The organism is Kribbella sp. NPDC055071 (genome assembly GCF_053608045.1).
The window spans coordinates 77,243-98,056 of sequence record NZ_JBSGUS010000016.1 but is presented as its reverse complement, the minus strand read 5'-3'; the positions used below and the strand labels follow the sequence as shown (position 1 = coordinate 98,056).

18 protein-coding genes are annotated in these 20,814 nt (G+C 68.3%); 14 read left to right on the top strand and 4 right to left on the bottom strand.

Annotation, left to right across the window (positions count from 1 at the left end):
* The first annotated feature begins 61 nt into the window (after positions 1–61).
* Genes ACWF4Z_RS25625 through ACWF4Z_RS25590 form a run of 8 tightly spaced genes read left to right on the top strand, consistent with a single transcriptional unit; the run spans position 62 to position 12,540 of the window.
* Complete coding sequence (locus ACWF4Z_RS25625) at positions 62–1,147, top strand: FecCD family ABC transporter permease (protein WP_452245677.1); 1,086 nt, start codon at positions 62–64, stop codon at positions 1,145–1,147.
* On the top strand, positions 1,147–2,190 hold the full coding sequence (locus tag ACWF4Z_RS25620) for a FecCD family ABC transporter permease (protein WP_452245676.1): 1,044 nt from the start codon (positions 1,147–1,149) through the stop codon (positions 2,188–2,190). Before ACWF4Z_RS25625 ends, ACWF4Z_RS25620 begins: the two co-directional genes overlap by 1 nt.
* A gap of 3 nt (positions 2,191–2,193) precedes the next feature.
* Positions 2,194–3,171 carry an ABC transporter ATP-binding protein gene (locus ACWF4Z_RS25615; RefSeq protein ID WP_452245675.1) on the top strand — a complete coding sequence of 326 codons (978 nt, stop codon included), beginning with the start codon at positions 2,194–2,196 and terminating at the stop codon, positions 3,169–3,171.
* Between the two features lie 12 nt (positions 3,172–3,183).
* Complete coding sequence (locus ACWF4Z_RS25610) at positions 3,184–4,221, top strand: ABC transporter substrate-binding protein (protein ID WP_452245674.1); 1,038 nt, start codon at positions 3,184–3,186, stop codon at positions 4,219–4,221.
* Positions 4,218–5,207 (top strand): FecCD family ABC transporter permease, encoded by a 990-nt coding sequence (locus tag ACWF4Z_RS25605; RefSeq protein WP_452245673.1) that lies wholly within the window; start codon positions 4,218–4,220, stop codon positions 5,205–5,207. Before ACWF4Z_RS25610 ends, ACWF4Z_RS25605 begins: the two co-directional genes overlap by 4 nt.
* On the top strand, positions 5,204–6,256 hold the full coding sequence (locus ACWF4Z_RS25600) for a FecCD family ABC transporter permease (protein ID WP_452245672.1): 1,053 nt from the start codon (positions 5,204–5,206) through the stop codon (positions 6,254–6,256). The genes ACWF4Z_RS25605 and ACWF4Z_RS25600 overlap by 4 nt, the downstream gene beginning before the upstream one ends.
* A gap of 30 nt (positions 6,257–6,286) precedes the next feature.
* Positions 6,287–7,450: a M48 family metalloprotease gene (locus ACWF4Z_RS25595; RefSeq protein ID WP_452245671.1), complete on the top strand. Its 1,164-nt coding sequence runs from the start codon at positions 6,287–6,289 to the stop codon at positions 7,448–7,450.
* Positions 7,447–12,540 carry an AAA domain-containing protein gene (locus tag ACWF4Z_RS25590; protein WP_452245670.1) on the top strand — a complete coding sequence of 1,698 codons (5,094 nt, stop codon included), beginning with the start codon at positions 7,447–7,449 and terminating at the stop codon, positions 12,538–12,540. Before ACWF4Z_RS25595 ends, ACWF4Z_RS25590 begins: the two co-directional genes overlap by 4 nt.
* 1 nt (position 12,541) lies before the next feature.
* Here the strand turns inward: ACWF4Z_RS25590 and ACWF4Z_RS25585 are convergent, their stop codons facing one another.
* The gene (locus ACWF4Z_RS25585; RefSeq protein ID WP_452245669.1) at positions 12,542–13,204 is read right to left on the bottom strand and encodes a hypothetical protein; all 663 of its coding nucleotides are present in this window, start codon (positions 13,202–13,204) and stop codon (positions 12,542–12,544) included.
* Positions 13,205–13,323: 119 nt separating this feature from the next.
* Positions 13,324–13,695 (bottom strand): FKBP-type peptidyl-prolyl cis-trans isomerase, encoded by a 372-nt coding sequence (locus tag ACWF4Z_RS25580; protein ID WP_452245668.1) that lies wholly within the window; start codon positions 13,693–13,695, stop codon positions 13,324–13,326.
* 174 nt (positions 13,696–13,869) lie between these two features.
* Here ACWF4Z_RS25580 and ACWF4Z_RS25575 point away from each other — a divergent pair, with 174 nt between their 5' ends.
* From ACWF4Z_RS25575 to ACWF4Z_RS25555, 5 genes are all read left to right on the top strand, one after another.
* Positions 13,870–14,595, top strand: coding sequence for a hypothetical protein (locus tag ACWF4Z_RS25575; protein ID WP_452245667.1), 726 nt, complete (start codon positions 13,870–13,872; stop codon positions 14,593–14,595).
* Between the two features lie 243 nt (positions 14,596–14,838).
* Positions 14,839–15,870, top strand: a complete 1,032-nt coding sequence (locus ACWF4Z_RS25570) for a hypothetical protein (RefSeq protein WP_452245666.1) — start codon at positions 14,839–14,841, stop codon at positions 15,868–15,870.
* A gap of 160 nt (positions 15,871–16,030) precedes the next feature.
* The gene (purD, locus tag ACWF4Z_RS25565) at positions 16,031–17,308 is read left to right on the top strand and encodes a phosphoribosylamine--glycine ligase (RefSeq protein WP_452245665.1); all 1,278 of its coding nucleotides are present in this window, start codon (positions 16,031–16,033) and stop codon (positions 17,306–17,308) included.
* A gap of 52 nt (positions 17,309–17,360) precedes the next feature.
* Positions 17,361–17,852 (top strand): SigE family RNA polymerase sigma factor, encoded by a 492-nt coding sequence (locus ACWF4Z_RS25560; protein ID WP_452245664.1) that lies wholly within the window; start codon positions 17,361–17,363, stop codon positions 17,850–17,852.
* On the top strand, positions 17,845–18,414 hold the full coding sequence (locus tag ACWF4Z_RS25555; protein WP_452245663.1) for a hypothetical protein: 570 nt from the start codon (positions 17,845–17,847) through the stop codon (positions 18,412–18,414). The genes ACWF4Z_RS25560 and ACWF4Z_RS25555 overlap by 8 nt, the downstream gene beginning before the upstream one ends.
* On the opposite strand, the gene ACWF4Z_RS25550 is transcribed toward ACWF4Z_RS25555, so the two are convergent.
* On the bottom strand, positions 18,354–18,668 hold the full coding sequence (locus ACWF4Z_RS25550; RefSeq protein WP_452245662.1) for a hypothetical protein: 315 nt from the start codon (positions 18,666–18,668) through the stop codon (positions 18,354–18,356). The genes ACWF4Z_RS25555 and ACWF4Z_RS25550 overlap by 61 nt on opposite strands.
* 66 nt (positions 18,669–18,734) lie before the next feature.
* Here ACWF4Z_RS25550 and purB point away from each other — a divergent pair, with 66 nt between their 5' ends.
* Positions 18,735–20,171: an adenylosuccinate lyase gene (purB, locus tag ACWF4Z_RS25545; protein WP_452245661.1), complete on the top strand. Its 1,437-nt coding sequence runs from the start codon at positions 18,735–18,737 to the stop codon at positions 20,169–20,171.
* On the opposite strand, the gene ACWF4Z_RS25540 is transcribed toward purB, so the two are convergent.
* Positions 20,168–20,722 carry a hypothetical protein gene (locus tag ACWF4Z_RS25540; RefSeq protein ID WP_452245660.1) on the bottom strand — a complete coding sequence of 185 codons (555 nt, stop codon included), beginning with the start codon at positions 20,720–20,722 and terminating at the stop codon, positions 20,168–20,170. The two genes, purB and ACWF4Z_RS25540, sit on opposite strands and share 4 nt — an antisense overlap.
* Positions 20,723–20,814: the final 92 nt, after the last annotated feature.

Below are 20,814 nucleotides of genomic sequence, written 5' to 3'. Positions count from 1 at the left end.
ACGGCCGGGTTATTCTGAGGCGTCTAGAGGTAAGCCTTACCTAAGAGGATCCCAAAGTCCAATGCCCCCGCCTACTGCCGCGGCCGAAACCACCGGCCCCGCTGCCGCCCTCGACGGCGGCACCGCTTCGAAGCGACCCCGGCGCACCCGGCGGGCGACGCTCGTACTGGGACTGGTCGTCTGTCTGGCCCTGCTGGTGCTGATGACGTTGCTGAGCATCGCGGTCGGGTCCAAGCAGATCCCGTTGTCGACCGTGATCGACGCGCTGCGTCACTACAACGAGGCGGATACCGATCACGTGATCGTCCGGTCACTGCGCGTGCCGCGAACGCTGATCGGCCTGCTGGTCGGTGCCGCGCTCGGATTGTCGGGCGCGTTGATGCAGGGCGTGACACGGAACCCGCTGGCCGATCCCGGCATCCTCGGCGTCAACGGCGGCGCCGCGCTGTTTGTTGTCGGAGGCATCTATTGGTTCGGGCTGACGAGCCTGACGGCGTACGTCTGGCTCGCGTTCCTGGGTGCGGCGGCGGCATCGGTCGCGGTCTATCTGCTCGGGTCGCTCGGCCGAGAAGGCGCGACGCCGGTGAAGCTGGCGCTTGCCGGCGCGGCGATGACGGCACTGCTCGGGTCGTTGACGACAGCGTTGCTGATCGGCGATGTGGACACCTTCGACCAGTTCCGGTTCTGGTCGGTCGGGTCGCTGTCCGGCCGTGGTTCGGACATTGCGGCGCAGGTGGCGCCGTTCATCCTGGTCGGGATCGTGCTCGCGCTGGTCTCCGGCCGGCTGCTGAACGCGCTGTCCCTCGGCGACGAGGTGGCGAAGTCGCTCGGTCAGCGGGTCGGACTCGCCCGGCTGTTCGTCGCGGTCGTCGTTGTGGTCCTGTGTGGCGCGGCCACGGCCGCGGCCGGCCCGATCGGGTTCATAGGGCTGACGATCCCGCACGTGGCGCGGTTGGTGACCGGCCCGGACTACCGCTGGATCCTGCCGTACTCGATGCTGCTCGCGCCGATCCTGCTGCTCGGCTCGGACGTCCTCGGGCGCATCGTCGCGCAGCCCGGTGAGCTGCAGGTCGGCATCGTCACCGCGGTCATCGGCGCACCCTTCTTCATTGCCCTGGTACGACGACGCAAGCTGGCGGACCTGTGATGACGACCACGGCGGAAGCTGTTCGGATCGTCGGTCATGCCCGGGCCGCACGGCAGGCGCGATCGATCGCGGTGATCGTGGTCCTCGCCGTCCTCGTGTTCGTCGTGTTCTGCGTCTCGTTGTCGCTGGGTGACTTCAAGATCCCGGTCGTCGACGTGGTGAAGACGTTGTTCGGTGGTGGTGACCGGGCGACCGAGTTCATCGTCAACCGGCTTCGGTTGCCCAGGGCACTCACCGGGCTCCTGGTCGGTGCCGCGCTGGGCATGTCCGGTGCGATCTTCCAGAGCATCGCCCGCAACCCGCTGGCCAGCCCGGACATCATCGGAGTCACGTACGGCGCCAGCGCGTTCGCGGTGTTCGCCATCATCACGCTCGGGCTGACAGGCGTCGCGGTCTCGGCGTTCGCGATCGCCGGCGCCGTCCTGACCGCGTTCATCATGTACGTGCTCGCCTGGCGGCACGGAGTGTCGAGCTACCGGCTGATCCTGATCGGTATCGGCATCGGCGCGATGGCGACCAGCCTCACGTCGTACCTGTTGACCAAGGCAAGGGTCGAGATCGCCCAGCAGGCGCTGATCTGGCTGACCGGCAGCCTCAACGGGCGGGACTGGTCGAACGTCCGGCCGCTCGCGATCACGCTCGTCGTGCTGGCGCCGTTGACGGCGTTCCTCGTGCATCGGCTGCGCATCCTGCAGCTCGGGGACGAGACGGCGTACGGGCTGGGGCTGCGGGTGGAGAGCTCGCGACTCGGGCTGATCGTGATCGCGGTACTGATGGCGGCCGTCGCGACGGCCGCGGCCGGGCCGATCGGGTTCGTCGCGTTCGTCGCGCCGCCGATCGCGCGGCGGCTGACCCGGTCGCCGGGGCCGGCGATGATCACGTCCGCGCTGCTCGGCGCGCTGGTGGTGGCGTTGTCGGATCTGATCGCGCAGCACGCGTTCGGAGACACGCAGTTGCCGGTCGGAGTGGTGACCGGCGTGGTGGGCGCGCCGTACCTGATGTTCTTGCTGGCTCGGGTCAACCGGGTGGGGAGTGGTGGCTGAGAGATGGAGAACTCTGTGGAACCCGAGACACAGCACAGCTTGGCCGCCGAGAGCCTGGCGGTCGGCTACGACCAGCGGGAGATCATCCACGACCTGTCGGTGCGGATCCCGACCGGGAAGATCACCGTCATCGTCGGGGCGAACGCGTGCGGCAAGTCGACGCTGCTGAAGACGCTCGCCCGGCTGCTCAAGCCTTCGCGCGGGACGGTGCTGCTGGACGGCAAGCGCATCTCGTCGATCCCGACCCGCGAGGTGGCGACCAAGCTCGGGCTGCTGCCGCAGTCGCCGACCGCGCCGGAGGGGATCACGGTCGCCGATCTGGTCGGCCGCGGGCGGTACCCGCGGACCCGGTGGATTCGGCAATGGACCAAGGCCGACGACGAGGCGGTGGCCGAGGCCATGACCTCGACCGACGTCCTGTCGCTGGCCGATCGGCCCATCGACGAGCTGTCCGGCGGCCAGCGGCAGCGGGTGTGGATCGCGATGGCGCTCGCCCAGGAGACCGACATTCTCCTGCTGGACGAGCCGACGACGTTCCTCGACCTGACCCACCAGTTCGAGGTGCTCGATCTGCTCGTCGATCTGAACAAGTCGGCGGACCGAACGATCGTTCTCGTGCTGCACGACCTCAACCAGGCCTGCCGGTTCGCCGACCACCTGATCGCGATGAAGGACGGCGCGATCGTCTGCGAAGGCGACCCGGCCAAGGTGATCACCGAGGAGGTCGTGCACGACATCTTCGGGCTGGCGGTGAAGGTCATCCCCGATCCGGTCGCCGGTACGCCGATGGTCGTGCCGATCGGCCGTCACACCACCCGCACCGACCAGGCCGCGGTCGTCGACAGTGCTGAGCGGCTTGCGTCACCTGCCGCCGAACCGTTGTCTCCCGCCACTGAGCCGTCTGCTCCGGCGTCTCCCGCCGCGGCAGCACTCGCCGCCTCCGCCGCGGCCAACGGCGTCTGCCGCCCCGTCGATCGCTGATCAGGAGTGCTTGTGCCGAAGCTGAAGGCCGCCTTGACCGTTGTACTGCTCGCGGGACTGGTGGCGGGCTGCTCGTCCGCGGCCGGTGACGATTCGAAACAAGCACAGAATCCGGTTCTGGGCGCCTCCAAGGGCTCCGCCGACGGACCGACCGCCGCGCCCAGTGCGCTGGCCGACGGCATGGGTTCCGACGTGGCGAAGGACGGCGTCTTCCCGCGGACCATCAAGCATTTCAAGGGCAGTACGACGCTCAACGCCAAGCCGGTGCGGATCGCCGTACTGAGCACAGGTCAGCTCGATGACCTGCTCTCCCTGGGCATCGTGCCGACGGCCACGACCCGCGCCACCAACGCCGGTCTTGTCCCCACCTACCTGGCGACCGGCTTCCCGCAGTACAAGACGCAACTCGCCGCCATGACCGACGTGGGCACCCGGCAGGCGCCGAATCTGGAGTCGCTCGCCAAGGTCAAACCCGACCTGATCCTGGCCAACGATTCGCTCGGCGAGCTCTATCCCAAGCTGGCGAAGATCGCGCCGACGGTGGTGACGGCCGGCAACGGCATCAACTGGAAGCGCGACCTGCTGCTGGTCGGCGACGCGCTCGGTGAGGGACAAGCGGCCCGGCAGCTGCTCGACAACCTCGCGACCGACGCGGCCGCACGCGGTAAGGGCCTGAGCCGGACGACGGTGTCGATGGTCCGGTTCACGCCGGACCGCATCCGGATGTTCGGCGTCTCGTCGTTCACCGGGTCGATCGCCGTGGACATGGGGCTGGGCCGGCCGGAATCGCAACAGTTCCGGGCGATCTCGCAGGACGTCGGCGCCGAAAGCATCGACACCGCGGACGGCGACTGGATCTTCTACTCTGTGCAGGGTGATCCGGCCAAGACCGATGCGGCGAGTGTGCTGGCCGGTCCGCTGTGGAAGTCGCTGAAGGGCGTGACGGCCGGTCACGCGATCAAGGTCGACGACGATCCGTGGTACCTGAACGCAGGTCCGGCCGCGGCGCGTCTCGTCATCCAAGAGCTCGCTGAGCACCTCGGCAAGTGAGGTCCCGCGTCGTCTGGCCGGTGGCCGCCGTTGTGCTGGTGGCCGGCGTCGCAGTCCTCAGCCTTGCCGTCGGTACCCGTCCGGTGCCGCTGTCCGCCGTACTCGACGCAGTGCTGCACGGTGGCGGCAGCCGGGACGCATTGGTGGTCCGGTCGTTGCGGATACCTCGGACCGAGGTCGGGCTGACCGCCGGCGCGGCGTTGGGGTTGGCGGGGGCAGCACTGCAGGCTGTGACCCGCAACCCGCTCGCTGATCCGGGCATCCTCGGGCTGAGCCAGGGTGCGGCGGCCGGAGTGGTGTTCGCCATCGCCTTTGGGCTGGCCGACGGTTTCAGTGGATACGTCTGGTTCGCGTTCGTCGGCGCAGTCTTTGCGGCCTGCCTGGTCTATGCGATCTCTGTGCGCGGACGGGGTGGCGCGTCCCCGGTGAAGCTCGCACTAGCCGGTACGGCGTTGTCCGCCATGGCGGCCGGGGCCACTACGGTCGTGTTGACCACCAGCTCCGCGACGCTGGACCAGTTCCGTTTCTGGCAGGTCGGCGCCTTGAGCGGACGTGACGCCGGCACTGTTGGCCGGATGCTGCCATTCCTGGTCGTTGGCGCTCTCCTGGTGTTGGTGTGTGCGCGTGGCCTCGACGCTCTTGAGCTAGGCGACGACACTGCTAGGGCGCTCGGACACCGCGTGCATCTCATCCGTGCAGCCGCGGCACTCGGTGCGACTCTGCTGACGGCTGCTGCCGTGGCTGCTGCCGGGCCGATCGCCTTTGTCGGTCTCGCCGTACCGCATTTGGCTCGTCGTCTCGTTCCGAGCGGTCATCGGCACATGCTTCCGCTGTCCGCGCTTCTCGGGGCCGCACTGCTGCTGGCTGCCGACGTCGTCGGTCGGGTGGTCCGTGCGCCGGCCGAGGTGCCCGCGGGAGTCATGACCGCACTCGTGGGCGTACCGGTGCTGGTGATCCTGGTACGGCGGAAAGTCGCGGGCGCGTGAGTACGACGTGGCGTGGACTGCCGGACGGGATCGCCGTTCTGCGGCCGCGGACACGTCTGTCCTGGCTCCTGCATCGGCGGTCGATCGTGGTCGCCGTCGTACTGCTGGTCCTGCTTGTGGTGGTGATGGTTGTGGCGGTCTGTGTCGGGCAGACGTTCATAACACCGGCTGAGGTGTGGCGGACAGTGCGCGGCGGCGGGCAGTACGACCTAGTCGTCAACGAGCTGCGGGTGCCGCGGATCGTGCTCGGGGCGATGGTCGGGTGCGCACTCGGTGCTGCGGGTGCGTTGATCCAGACTGTTACCCGCAATCCGCTCGCCAGCCCGGACGTCATCGGTGTCGGCCACGGCGCGGCCGCTGCGACCGTGCTGGCGCTGGCAACCGGCGCAGTGCGGTCGCCCGGGGCGATGCCGGTCGTGTCGGTCGCCGGCGGCGTCGCTGCGGCGACGCTCGTCTACGTGCTGGCTTGGCGGCGTGGGATGCACGCGAATCGGTTCGTACTCATCGGAGTCGGGATCGGCGTCGTACTCTCGGCAGTCGTCCAGCTGTATCTGACGGACAGCCAACTGGAGGCTGCCGAGCAGCTGAAGCTCTGGCTCACCGGGAGCCTCAACGGGCGGGGCTGGGAGCAGGCCGGCCCGCTGGCCGTCGTGCTCGTGCTGTGTGCGCCGGGGCTGGTGTGGGCGGGCCGGGCCGTGCGGCCATTGGGCTTCGACGACGACACCGCGGCCGGGCTCGGCGTCCGCGTGCAGCGGGCTCGGCTCGGGCTGACTGTCCTTGGGGTCGTCCTTGCTGCTACCGCAACGGGCGCCGCAGGGCCGATCGGGTTCGTCGCGTTGACAGCTCCACAGTTGGCGCGACGACTTACGCGTACGCCGCAACTTCCGTTGGTCGGCTCGGCGTTGACCGGCGCCGTGATCCTGGTGGCCGCCGACCTGGCCGCCCGAACGGTGCTACCGCCGGTCGAGATCCCAGTCGGTGCCCTCACCGCACTCGTCGGAGCGCCCTATCTCCTGTGGTTATTGGGCCGGAACAACGACCGTCGCTAATTCGTCGGCGGGGGTGGTTAGGGTGTCGCCATGTTGTCCGTACTGGGGTACCACCGAGCTGTCCTCGCGGTTGTCCGCCGCCAGGACGAGCACGCGTGGGCCGCGTTGCTGGGTGGGCCGGTCGACTCAGTTGGCGAAGTCTTGCTGCGGAACGCCTACCGCTTGGAGCCTGCATCGCATCCCGCCGTGCATCGGGCCGGGAGACGGGCGGCCGAGGCGTTGGAGATGTCCGCGGACGTCGAGTACTTCCAGGTGAACGGCGACCCCAACGCCGTCTACATCCATCAAGACCAGCCGGTCATCGTCTTTCAGGGGCCGTTGCTCGATCGGCTGGACGAGGACGAGCTGACCGCGGTCATCGGGCACGAGCTGGCCCATCGGCTGTTGTGGCAGGCGGAGGACGGTGGGTATCTGGCCGTCGATCGCCTGCTCGATGCGGCCGCGGGCGACGCTCGTACCCCGCCGCAGTATCTCGAGACGCATCGGCGCTGGTCGCTCGCGACCGAACTGTTCGCCGATCGGGGTGCCCTGACCGCGTGCGGCGATCTGAGTACGGCGATTCGCGCGCTCCTGAAGCTGGAGACCGGGCTGAGTACTGCGGACCCGGAGGCCTACCTGCGACAGGCGGACGGACTTGATCTGAGCTCCGGGAGTCGAGGGACCACACACCCGGAGGCGGTCGGGCGGGCCTGGGCGCTGCGGAACTGGCTGGCCGGTGAGAACGTTGAGGCGCTAGTGACCGGACCACTCGACGTAGACGCGCCGGACCTGCTCGACGCAGCGCTGCTGCGCGAGCTGAGCCGTGATTTCGCTGCTGCGATCGCGTTTGCCGACGGACTGCGTACGGACGCGGTCGCCACGGCTGCTGCGGGATTTGCGGACCCGCCCGGGCCGCTCGGCGTGCCTGGGGGAGCTGTCCGCTTCGACGAACCGCTGTCGATCCGGCCCGTCGATGGCGCGCCACTGCCACGACCGCGGCCGCTGACCGACGCCACGAAGCGATACCTGTCCTACCTCCTGCTCGACCTCGCCACCAGTGATCCGGAGGCGGGTGAGGACGGGCTGGTCGCCTCGCTCGCGATCGCCCGGCGCTCCGGCCTGACCGGGTACGCCGATGTCGCCGACGACGAGCTGGGCTGGACCGACAAGGAACGCGCACGGCTGGTGCGCGCGGCTGAGGCGGTGGTCGGGTGAGCGCTGAGGATCTGGTTGCCCTGGCCGTTTCCACCGGTGGCCTGGGTAACGACGCGCTGCTAGCCGCTGTGCTGCCGCTCCTCCACGCGACGGCCGAGGTGCACGAGCGCGGGTTGGTCGCGCCGTTGCGCGGGCTCGAGCGGATCACCGTCGACGAGCAGCATCGGCTCGGCTTCCCGCCCGAGGACGCCACTCGGCCGACGCTTGCGCCTGCCGCGATTGATGCCCGGCAGGGATCGAGGCCGACTGCCGTCGAGGTGGTTGCGCACCGGCAGACCGACCTCGACCTCGGCGAGAGCGGTGGGCGGGCGAAGACCGTCGTCACCGAGCCGGTTGCCGAGGCCATCACCGCACCCGTGCACGTCCCGGGTTGGCAGAGCTGGGAACACGTCGTCGGCCACCACGACCCGCTCACCGACATCTTCAGTCTGGGGCAGCTGCTGGTCGCGCTCGGCTGCGGGCTCGACCTGTCCAGGACCGCGGACGTCACCGAGCTGATCGATGCCCATGGCAACTTTCATCGGCTGGGTCCGAGCCTGCACCCGGTGATCGCCTCGGTGGCCGCCCAGATGGCCGAGCCGGACCGGCATCAGCGCGCCCAGGACCTGCACTCGCTGATCGAGCAACTCGAGAACTACCGCGACCAGCCGCTCGACTTCGACGTCGAAGCGACCGTCCGCGGGGCGACCGACCGGCGTACGGCGGTGCTCGGCGCGCTGCGGGACCGGCTGTTCGACCTGTCCCGCAGGAACCGGCTGATCAACTTCCGCCCCACCGCCCAGACGCTGAACGTCACCGAGGTGTCGGTGCCGCTGATGCTCGATGTGCGGACGATCCGCGACGAGCACCTCTTCACCTGGCGTGACGATCTGGCGAAACAGCTGCTCGGCAAGGCGCAGCCGCTGGGAAAATGGGTCCGGTACGACGAGGCGCCGTACGCCGCGAACACGCTGGACAAGCTGATCGCGACGGCTCGACGGGACAAGGCGGACTACGGGCAGGACCAGCTCCGGCTGGTGCCGGCGTTTCTGCGGTGGCACGACCTGAAGAACGATCCGGAGACGCGGCTGGCCTCACCGCTAGTGTTGGCCAAGGTCGAGCTGACGAAGAAGCGCGGAGTGCGGGACTCGTACACGCTGCGCATCACCGACCCGATCGCCGAGGTGAACCCGACGCTGCGGCAGCAGTTGCGCCAGCTGTACGGGATCACGCTGCCCGAGACCGTGGATCTGTCCGAGCTGGATGCGATCCGCGGGTTGCACGAGCGGCTGGCGAAGGAGATCCAGACGACCGAGCCCGGGCTACGGCTCCAGTTGCGGGAGAAGCCGCGGATCGATCTGGTTCGGCACCGGGCGATGGTCAAGCTGCGCAACTATCAGCGCCGCAAGCACGGCAACCCCGCGGGCGACTTCGGCGGGAAGCATTACGCCTATTCGTATCGCCGTACCGACTATCAGCCGCTCGGGGTGCAGATCTTCCGGGCGCAGATCGCGCAGCAGACGCTGCCGCTCGGGATCGCCTTGGGTGAGCAGCCGCGGCAGGCGGGCGCGATCGAGACCGACACGTACTCGCTCGACACCGAGGGTGGCCCGTACGCATGGGACGTCGATCTGTGTGCGGTGTCGCTGGCGAACTTCAACTACCGCACGCTCGGGCTCGTCCGGGACTACGACGAGCTGCTGGTCAGTGGGGACTCGTCGGCGTCGTTCGACCAGCTGTTCTCCGATCATCCGCGGCCGATCAGCAGTGCGCTGCCGGAGTTGCCGACAGCCGATCGGCATCTGGTCGTGCCGGCGGACGGTTCGCAGGTCGCGGCGATCGCCCGGGCGCGGCGGGGCGAGAGCTTCGTCATCCAGGGACCACCGGGGACAGGTAAGTCGCAGACGATCACCAATATGATCGCGGACTTCGTCGCGCAGGGACGGCGGGTGCTGTTCGTGTGTCAGAAGCGGGCTGCGCTGGATGTTGTGCACGCACGGTTGGCGAGCCGGCGACTGGACGGGTTGTGTGCGTTGATCCACGACTCGCAGGCCGACAAGAAGGCCTTCGTGCACGGGTTGCGGGAGACGTACGAGACGTGGCTGGCGGCTGAAGACGACCTGGAGTCGGTGACCGCCCACCGGGATGAGCTCGTAGGCCGAGTGGATCGGCTACTGGCCACGGTCGGCGAGTTCGAGCAGCGGCTGGGCGTTGGTGAGCCGAAGCTACGTGAGGTCGTCAACGCGCTGGCTGAACTGCGGGATCACCGGTTCGAGGCTGCGGATCCGCCGCGTGCCGACGAGTGGTGGGCCGGGCGCTCCGTCGTCCGCGAGTTTGCGCGGGAGCTGGCTACGGCGGCTCCGACGAGTGGTGGGGTGTTGGCACGGACCCCACTGGCGTTTCTCGCGGAGGAGCGGTGGGGTGATACCGATATTGCTTGGAAGGCCTGGGCCGTGGGGGTTGCCTGGGATTCGGTGGCGGGGATCGAGGTTGGCGCTGAGGCGCCGGCTCGTGGGTGGTCGGTGGCGCAGGTGCGGGTGCTTGCCGAGTTGGGGCGGGTGATCGAGCCGCTGGTATCGCGGCGTCGGGTGAAGGCGATCAGACCGCGGTCGGCGATGGGCCGTCGCTTGAGGGATGAGTGCATCGCGCGGGATACCTTGCTGACGTACGAGCGGGATGCGTGGGCGAACGCGGCAGGGTGGCGTGAGCCGCTGGCACCGGCCGACACCTTGGCCGCACTCACTGTTGCCAAAACCTGGGAAGTTCGGGTGTTCTCGTTCCTGAGTGGGGATTGGCGGCGGGTGCGCACGCTGGTTCGGGATCGCTTCGACGCTTCGACGCGTGCCGTGCGGCCGTCAGTTCGTGAAGTGCTCGACGAGCTGGCCTACGCACAGTACGCGTCAGCCAGCGTGGCAAGGCATGTCGAGCAGACGCGGCGTGATTGGGGTGTGGACGATCCCATCGTCCTCGCCGAGCAGTTGTCGTCGTTGCGGAAGAATCCGTTGCTGGACGACTGGCAGTTCGTCCTGCGGGACGACGACGCTCCGGCTCGGTTGGCGCGACTCGCGGATGCGGTTGATGCTGCGACGGAGCTGACTGACGAGTTGTTGGCGTCCGACTACGAGACGCTGACCGTCGATGGCGTGCGTTCGTTGGCAGAGCAACTGGCCGCGTCGGATTCCGTCGTACGGGCTGTGGCGCCGGCGCTGCAGGAGCTGGCGGAGGCTTCGGCGGCGGTTCGGACCGCTGTGCGGCGCTTGGATGCCTCACCGGATCAGCTCGAGTATGCGGTGTGTGCGGCGGAGTGGTACCGGTCACGGACAGCTGCGTCGCTGCAGCTGTCCTCGGCGCGGGTGGATTCGATCGTCGGTGAGTTGGGCGTCGTGTACGACGAGCTGGCTCTGGTGAACGCGGAGCTCGTGGTGGCGCAGGTCCGGCGGCGGTTCCTCGCCGAGGTGGCGCACTCCGAGCAGAGCGTGACGGGGATGTCGCCGGAGGATCGGGAGCGGAAGAAGACGTTCGCTGCGGGGCGGCGGGAACTGGAGCACGAGTTCGGCAAGGTGATGCGGTACCGGTCGATCCGGGATCTCGCGTCCGGGGCGCCGGGTTCGGTGGTGTCGAAGCTGCGGCCGGTCTGGCTCATGAGTCCGTCGTCGGTGTCGGACACGTTGCCGCTGACCGGCGCTTTCGATGTCGTCGTGTACGACGAGGCGAGTCAGATCCCTGTGGAGGAAGCGATTCCGGCGTTGCATCGGGCACCGCAGGTGATCGTGGTGGGCGATCAGATGCAGTTGCCGCCGATGCAGTACTTCCGGGTGCGGGCGGATTCGGATCCTGTCGAGGAAGGTGGGGCGGCTGAGCAGGTTGGCGTCGTACTGACCGAGGACAGCTTCCTCTCGATCAGTGCACTGCGGTTGGCTTCCTCGATGCTGACGTGGCACTACCGGAGTCGGTCGGAGGCGTTGATCTCGTTCAGCAACGCGGCGTTCTATCAGGGGCGGCTGGCAACGATCCCGGATCGGCTGCCTGCTGCTGCCGCGCCACCGTGGACGGTGCGGTCGGACTCGGCGGTGGGTGAGGTCTGCGACGGTGTGCTGGCCGGGAGCATCACGGCGGTGCGGCTCGTCGACGGTGTCTATGTCCGGCGTACCAATCCCGGCGAGGCTCGGTATATCGCGGAGTTGGTCCGGGAGCTGCTTGGTCGGGAGACCGGGCAGAGTCTGGGGATCGTTGCGTTCTCCGAGGCGCAGCAGGGGGAGATCGAGCGGGCCCTCGACGAGCTGGCGGAGGCGGATCCGGTCTTCGGGGCGCGGTACGAGGCCGAGCAGGTGCGGACGCAGGACGAGCAGGACGCCGGGTTGTTCGTGAAGAACCTGGAGAACGTGCAGGGCGACGAGCGCGACATCATCCTGATGAGCGTGTGCTACGCCGCCGGTCCGGACGGCCGGATGCTGATGAACTTCGGTCCGATCAACACATCCGGGGGCGAGAAGCGCCTCAACGTCATCTTCAGCCGCGCGCGTCAGCACATGGTCGTCATCAGCAGCATCGAGCCCGAGGCGATCACCAACACCTATAACGACGGCGCCAACACCTTGCGCCGCTTCCTCAGCTACGCGACCGCTGTGTCCCGCGGCGACTCGGCCGCAGCCAAGTCAGCCCTCAAGCCGTACGCCGTCGGTCCGTCACGGACGTCCGCTGGACCTGCGACGAGGGGCGCCGAGCCCGCGGGGAGGACTGCGCCGCACGCGGGGAGGCCTGCGCCACACGGCGCGACCGCCAGGGGCGAGGGGGCGGCGGTGGTTGAGCAGCTTCGGGAGGCGTTGGAGGCTCGGGGAGTTGAGGTGGAGACGGGTGTGGGGGAGTCGGTGTTCCGGTGTGATCTGGCGTTGAAGTTGCCGGGGGACGAGGGGCACCGGCTCGCCGTACTCGTGGACTCTCCCGAGCGGGTTGCCGCGGACACCCTGCTGGAGCGGCTGACCACTCACCCGCGGGCTCTCACGACAACCGGCTGGCGCGTACACCACGTCCTGACCGCGGACTGGATCCGTTCGCCCGAGACGGTCGTGGCTCAGCTTCTCGAGACACTCCATCGCCCGGTCGACGCCTGAGTCAGTCGTTCCTGCCGGCGGCGCTTACCTGGTAGACGATCAGCCCCGCCAGGAGGGCGCCGAGGGTGCCTAGGGCGAGGTCGCCGAGGGTGTCGGTGTAGGCGGTCTGGAGCTCTGGCGAGTTGCGGACGAAGGCGACGTACTCACCGAGCTCCCACACAACCGCTGCGGTGGCGCCGAAGCCGAGCGCGACGAAGGTGGTCAGGCCGCGGGACAGGTTCCGCGGGGCGAACGCGAGCAGGACGCCGGCGGTGAGGAATCCCCACAGCACGAAGTGCATGGCGTCGTCCCACCAGTCGACGGTGTCGAACAGGTTCAGGCGGTTGCCGATCAGGTCGATCAGCCAGGGCAGCGTCATCAGCAGGTCGGCGCGCCACGGGAAGCTGCGATGGAGCTTGCTCTTGGTTCGTCCGTACGCCCACCACCACAGCGGCAGCACCATCGCGCCGATCGGGTAGACGATCAACCGTGCGGTCGACGCCTTCCCTTTGATCCCGCTCAGGTCCGGCCAGATCAATGCCGAGAGCAACAAACCGAACAACAGCACCTTCGCGGCCAGGTCGCCGTACCGCACCCAGGTCGCCCGCGGAGCCGGCGCCGAGGCCGAGGCTGGGTCCGGACTCGGCGCCGGGGTCGGAGTAGGGGTCGCCACCATCGTCGTCATGCCTCCCAGTCAAGCGGGCCGTTGGGCGCGGCGGATGAGTACAACTACGCGAAAACCCCCAGGCGCGTCATTGTGACGCACCCGGGGGTTGTTGTCCCGCTTCTACCGTTCGAGCAGCTTCAGCTGACGCTGATCAGGTCCACCACGAAGATGAGGGTCTCGCCCGGCTTGATCGCGTTGCCGGCGCCGCGGTCGCCGTACCCGAGGTGCGGCGGGATGACCAGCCTGCGCCGGCCGCCGACCTTCATACCCTGAACGCCGGTGTCCCAGCCCTGGATGACCTGGCCGACGCCGAGCTGGAAGGCGAGCGGTGCGCCGCGGTTGTACGACGCGTCGAACTCCTCGCCGGTCGAGTGGGCCACGCCCACGTAGTGCACGTTCACCCGCGACCCGGCCTTGGCCTCGTCGCCGTCACCCTCGGTGATGTCGGTGATCTCCAGATCCGCCGGCGGCGGGCCCTCCGGAAAGTCGATCTCTGGCTTCTCAGTCATACCCCAACCTAACCAGATCCCCACCGGCCCCCCACTCCCAGGGCCGCGTGAGCCCCCGGCGAGCCCCGAAACCCCACTTTGTGCACGGGATCCGTACGTCGGGGGCCGCTGTGTACAGACTGGGTGCACAAAGTCGCGCCGGGTGCGGCCCAGGAGGGCGTTAGCCTCGCGGCTATGGCGATGACGAGGGTTGGGGTGCTGGCGGCGGTTGTGGCGCTGGTGGTCGGGGTCGGGACTTCGGCGGCCTCGGACGCGAGTACGACGGCGGAGAACTACGGGCAGTACTCGCTGATGTTCGAGCGGTCGGCCGGGCAGTATTTCGCCGGCGGGACGGCGGCCGGTCAATGGGCCTGGACGCCGTTGACCGCGACCACGGCCGACATCTCCTGGGGCGACCCGAAGACCTGGCCACCGACATCGGCCGAGCACTTCATCCACGAGGGCGATTGGGTCCTGCTGGACGGATACAACGACGGCGCCGGGAAGCCACTGACGCAGATCCAGCGCGTCACCTCCGAGAAGATCGGGGATGCCAAGTGTCAGAACCTGGCCTCGATCCCGTCGTCCGGCGGCCGCCAGCACTACGTCAAATGGAACATCCCGGCGACGGGCTACTGCCTCGACGCCACCGGCACGATCAAACCGCCGAACGGCTCCACGACCGTGAACTTCCGTCACCTGCAGAAATGGTCGCCGCCGCACCCGTGCTCCAACCCGTACTTCGCCGGCCAGACCTGCATCACCCAGTTCGAGCAGTGGTGGGACGACAATCAGCACCCCTACTCCCTCCAGCTCTCCCGCACTCTCGAACTCGCCCGCGGGCTGGGCATGGCATTCACCAACCGCACCACCGTCCCAGTCACCTGGAACGCAGACGGCCGCTACTACTGGCACTACTGAAGGAAGGAAAGAACAGAGAGGGAGGGGTGGAGGGCAACGGTGTTTGACGCTGGCGTTGTGTGAAAGGTTGCCGGAATTGTTCAAGTGGGGTTAACTGATAGCAGCAATTCCGGTCCTGACCGTAAAACACGAAAGTGACCGGTTTTCAAGCTTTTCGCGTATTGCTGAAGAGCTGTCGCGCCCCCGGCCGAGCGTGTGACCCTGCAGGCATCATTCCGCGATGCCATCAGGGGGAAGACAGATATGATGTGGAAGCTGGTCGCCGCAGCGGCCACCACCGGATTACTCATCACGCTGGCTCCGACCGCGAACGCCGTACCGGCCGTGAAAGCCCCATCGAGTTGCACGAAGGTAGTGCTCAACCTGCCGGCCGACTCCGAACCAGGGTCGAGTCAAGCCACGAAGGCGGATCCGTCCGGGAGGTACATCCTCGGTTCGGCCGGTCGCAAGGACCATATGCAGTCGAACGCCGTGTTGTGGGTGAACGGCGTACCGCGCTGGCTGGGGACCGACCCGGCCGGTGAGTCGTTCGCGTTCTCGGTGATCGCCGGCGGGCTCGTGCTCGGCTCGACCTCGACCGGGGACGGCACCGGCTACTGGATCTACTCGGCCAAAACCGGCAAGTACACGACATTGACGTCGCCCAACGGCCTGAAGATCGCTTCGCTGTCGGGGATGAACAAGAACCAGGACATCGTCGGCACGACCCGGGACGCCAATGGCACGCGGGTCCCGTTCGTCTGGCCGGCCGGTGGTCAGCCTCGACTGCTCCCGGTGCCGGACGGACAGCAGTTCTATGCCTTCGACGCCATCTCCGACGAGGGTCTGATCGTCATGCGCTTCCAGGCCTCGATCAGCTCACCGAACACCAGCTACCTCTACGAATCGTGGAACAAGGCCCCGGTACGGCTGCCGGGCCTGCACCAGAAGGAGGTCTGGGCGCGCGACATCGAGGGCCGCTGGATCGCCGGCGGTGAGATCGACGGCAACGACGACGTCACCGGCCTGCTGTGGAACACCACCAACACCCGCATCGTCGAGCTGGAGCAGGGCGTGATCGACCTGAACAGCTCGCGCGACGCCGTCACGGCCGGCGCGTTCGGTCCGTTCGGCGACTACCCGTCGATGATCATCCGCAGCAACGGCACGAAGATCACCTTCCCCGACGGCACGCTGCTCTCGTACATCTTCGAGCGCGGCACCAAGTGGACCGCGGCGGGCTTCGACGTCAGCACCGGAACGCTGCAGCCGATCCTCTACGCCTGCAACAACTGACACCTGTCAACACGCCAACTGACCGCAGTATCCGCCTGCCGGACATCCGGACAAGCAGCCGGCGGGCATATGAGGCAGCCGCCCGAGGACCCAGGTCTTCGGGCGGCTGTTTGCGGCGCAGGGGGCAGCGCCGGATCCGGGCACGCTAGGCTGAGCGCCCGTGAAGGTCTTGGTGATCGGCTCCGGCGGCCGCGAACACGCACTGGTCTGGGCGCTGACCCATGACTCTGAGGTCGAGCAGGTCGTGGCGGCCCCCGGTAACCCCGGCATCGCTGTCCTGCCCCCGGCGTACGACGGGCAGACGATCGTTTGCCGTTCGGTGGACATCTCCAACCACGACGCGGTGGTCGCGCTGGCGCTGGAGATCGGGGCCGACCTTGTCGTCGTCGGACCGGAGGCGCCCCTGGTGGCCGGGCTGGCCGATCCGCTCCGCGAGGCCGGGATCGCCGTCTTCGGGCCGTCCAAGGACGCCGCGCAGATCGAGGGATCGAAGGCGTTCGCCAAGGACGTGATGGCCGCGGCCAGTGTGCCGACCGGCCGCGCGTACGTGTGTACGACGCCCGAGCAGGCCGCGGAGGCGATCGACGCGTTCGGCCCGCCGTACGTCGTGAAGGACGACGGCCTCGCCGCGGGTAAGGGCGTCGTGGTCACCTCCGACCGGGACGAGGCGCTTGCGCACGCGGCCGGATGCGAGCAGGTGCTGATCGAGGAGTACCTGGACGGCCCGGAGGTGTCGCTGTTCGCGATCACCGACGGCCGGACCGTGCTGCCGATGCAGCCCGCACAGGACTTCAAACGCCTTGGGGACAACGACGAAGGCCCCAACACCGGCGGTATGGGCGCCTACACACCGTTGCCCTGGGCACCCGATGACCTGGTCGAGGAGATCACCGAAAAGGTGCTTCAGCCAACGATCGACGAGCTGCGCCACCGCGGTACGCCGTTCAGCGGTCTCTTGTACGCCGGTCTCGCGCTGACCTCTCGTGGTGTCCGCGTGATCGAGTTCAACTGTCGCTTCGGCGACCCGGAGACGCAGGCGCTGCTGCCGTTGCTGAAGACCCCGTTGGGTGGTCTCCTCTACGCAGCCGCGACCGGCAAGCTCGCCGATCATGGGTCACTCAGCTGGAAGAGCGCGTCCGCCGTGGCGGTCGTGGTCGCGGCGAAGAAGTACCCGACCAGCCCACGGAGTGGTGACGTGATCAGCGGCGTCGACCAGGCCGAGGCTGACACAGTCAAGGTCTTCCACGCGGGTACGGCGCTCGACGGCGAGGAGCTCGTGACGTCGGGCGGCCGGGTCCTGGCGGTCAGCGCCACCGGCAAGGACCTCGATGAGGCCCGGCAACGCGCCTACGCCGCAGTCGGCCAGATCCGGATCAAGGGCTCCCAGCACCGCACCGACATCGCCCTGAAGGCTGCTCGCGGCGAAATCACCGTCTGAAACTGATCCCACCGCAGGGAACCCAGAGTGCGGTTCGGGGGTGTGAGTGGGTATGAGGACGGCGGAGCTGGACGGGTTGCGCGACTTCTACACCGCGCAGCAGCCCCGGTTGGTCGGGGTGATCTCGCTGCTGACCGGGTCACGCGCCGAGGCCGAGGACATCGTGCAAGAGGCGTTCGTGCGCCTCGTGCCGCGCTGGCCGAAGGTTTCGCGGTACGACGCTCCTGAGGCCTGGGTCCGCCTGGTCGCGATCCGGCTGGCCGCCAACCGGCACCGGAACACCGGTCGTCTCGCCCAGCTCTTCCGCCGCCTGCCGCAGGAACACGCACCCGATCCCGCCGACGGGTACGCCGGTGACCTGCAGCGCGCACTGGCCGAGTTGCCGATGCCGTCGCGGCAGGTCGTCGTCCTGCACTACGTCTGTGACCTGAGCGTCGCTCAGGTGGCGGACCTGCTCGGGATCGCCGAAGGCACGGTGAAGTCGCGCCTGTCCCGCGCCCGGGAAGCACTGTCCGTGACTTTGAGGAGCGACGACCATGCCTGACCTGAAAGAGGCGCTCGAGACGCTGGCCGAACGGCAGTCCGCCGAGACCAGCACCGACTTCGACGCTGTGCTCACCGCGGCCCGCGTACGTCGGCAACGCCGTACCGGAAGCTGGGTGGCGGTCGTGGCCGCGGTGATCGCTATCGTGGTGGTCTCCTTCGCGCTGGTGCCGCAGAGCAAGTCCGTGGTCCCGGCTCAGGTGCCGCAGCAGACGCCCGCGCCGCTGTCTCTGGTCCTCACTCCGTCGACGGCGGCGCCGGGCGACCGAATCGTCGCCACGTTCCCGGACGGCATCAGTCGTGGTCTCGAATTCATCCTGGCCGAGGCCGACTCCTCGCCGTCGAGCATGTACGTGTTGTTGTCGCGGGTGCCGGGCGACTCACGACCGCCGGCCTACTTCAAGGTCGCTCTGGACAGGCCCGTGACGGGCCTACCCATTCCGGCGTACGCAGGACCCGGACCGGATGACCTGATCGTCCCGTCCGGCCTCCAGAACGGGTCCTATCGGATCTGCGTCAACTCGAAGAACCGGCTCTGCGGTCTGCTGACAGTACGACGCTGACCTGTCATGGCCCGGCAATGATGTTCGGGTTCGGGCCGATGGTGCCGTCGATCGAGTTGTCGCGGACCGACTTGTGGGGCGAGCGCGGCCGCGGTGAGCCAATCGGGCGCGTCGTTGCGCGCGACCGTGACCCGCTGGCGGCGGTAGGCGACCTCCAGCCGGCCCCCGGTGGCGAGGCCGACGAAGGTGACCAGCGCCACTCGCCGCGCACCGCCGACCAACCAAGCGATCTCCTCGGTCGTCAAGGTGTTCATACGCCATGGTGGCCACGACGAAGGGTCACTCTTCGTGCTCTGGGCCGGACCAGGGAGAATGGGGGCGTGTCGAAGCCCAGTAAGCCCCGGATTCCTAACGTTCTCGCGTCGCGGTACGCCAGTGTGTCGATGGCGCAGTTGTGGTCGCCGGAGCACAAGATCGTGCTCGAGCGGCAGCTGTGGGTGGCGGTGCTGAGGGCCCAGAAGGACCTCGGGGTCGCGGTGCCGGACGGTGTCGTCGAGGACTACGAGCGGGTGATCGACCAGGTCGACCTGGAGTCGATCGCGGCCCGCGAGCGGGTCACCCGGCACGACGTGAAGGCGCGGATCGAGGAGTTCAGCGCGCTCGCCGGGCACGAGCACATCCACAAGGGCATGACGAGTCGGGACCTCACCGAGAACGTCGAGCAGCTGCAGATCCGGGCCGGCCTCGAGCTCGTCCGGGATCGCGCGGTGGCAACCGCCGTACGCCTCGGTCAGCAGGCGGCCGATCACGCGGCGCTGGTGCTGACCGGTCGTTCGCACAACGTGGCCGCGCAGGCGACGACGCTGGGGAAGCGGTTCGCGTCGGCCGCCGACGAGCTGCTGGTCGCGATCGCCCGGATCGAGGAGCTGCTCGAGCGGTATCCGCTGCGCGGCATCAAGGGCCCGGTCGGTACGTCGCAGGACATGCTCGACCTGTTCGGTGGGGACGCGGCGAAGCTGGACCAGCTGGAGAGCGAGATCGCCGCGCATCTCGGATTCGGCCAGACCCTGACGAGCGTCGGCCAGATCTACCCGCGGTCGCTGGACTACGAGGTCGTCTCGGCGCTGGTGCAGCTGGCCGCGGCGCCGTCGAGCCTGGCGATCACGATCCGGTTGATGGCCGGGCACGAGCTGGTCACCGAGGGCTTCAAGGAGGGCCAGGTCGGGTCCTCGGCGATGCCGCACAAGATGAACACGCGGTCCTGCGAGCGGGTCAACGGTCTCGCCGTGATCCTGCGCGGGTACGCGTCGATGGCGGGTGAGCTGGCCGGTGCCCAGTGGAACGAGGGTGACGTCTTCTGTTCCGTCGTACGACGGGTGGCCTTGCCGGACGCGTTCTTCGCGCTCGACGGGTTGTTCGAGACGTTCTTGACCGTGCTCGACGAGTTCGGGGTGTACCCGGCCGTGATCAGCCGCGAGCTGGAGCGGTACCTGCCGTTCCTGACCTCGACGAAGGTGCTGATGGCCGCGGTCAAGAACGGCGTCGGCCGCGAGACCGCACACGAGGTGATCAAGGAACACGCGGTCGCCACCGCCCTCGACCTGCGCAAGGGTCTCGCCGAGAACGACCTGTTCCACCGCCTCGGCACCGACGGCCGCCTCGGTCTCACCGAGGACCAGATCGTCGGCATCGTCGGCGAGCCGCTGTCCTTCACCGGCGCCGCCCTCTCCCAGGTAGCCACCGTCGTCACCAAGATCGAAGCCCTCGCCAAACAACACCCAGAAGCCGCCGCATACAACCCGGCCGACATCCTCTAGATCCCCTGCTGAGGTCCGTCCTTCGCCGTACCGCGACCCGTCGACGGCCGGGACGGGTCCTGTGCGCCGGGCGGCCGCGGCGAACCCGGCGCAGGCTGGGCAAGGTCCTGCCCTGACCACGTCCGCACCTGCCAGTCGGAGACCATCCGCGAGACCGCTTCGGTCGCCTGAGTTGCGTCAGTCGTGGGCGGCTCGAGGTAGGGCTTCCAGCCGGCGGGTCCCGTGGGCGGGCGCAGATGCTTGCCGGTGGTGTGGTCTCGATAGAAGGTTTGGCGCGACCGGTAGTCGCAGAAGTTGTAGACGTCGGCGAGCGGCGCACCGCGGCCGGCGAGGCGAGTGAGCTCGATCCGGACGTCGTCATCCAGCCGATCCCAGCGCTGGAGCAGCTGGCCGATCGCAGCGGCCTCGCGCTCGGGCCTGTTCTCGTAGTTGCGCGGGGACGCCCAGCCTCGGCCGGGCCGGCGCAGAGCGACCAGCTCGGTGAAGCGTGTATGGGCGTCCGGATACGACTGGCGCAGTAGCTCGCTGAACTGTCGTTGGGTGAGTGCCATGGTTCCTCCTCGCCCCGTGCGCCGAGTCTCAGTCTTACCGCGCTCGAGGTTCATCCCTTGATAAGCGGACTGTGGTCCATTACGTTAATGGG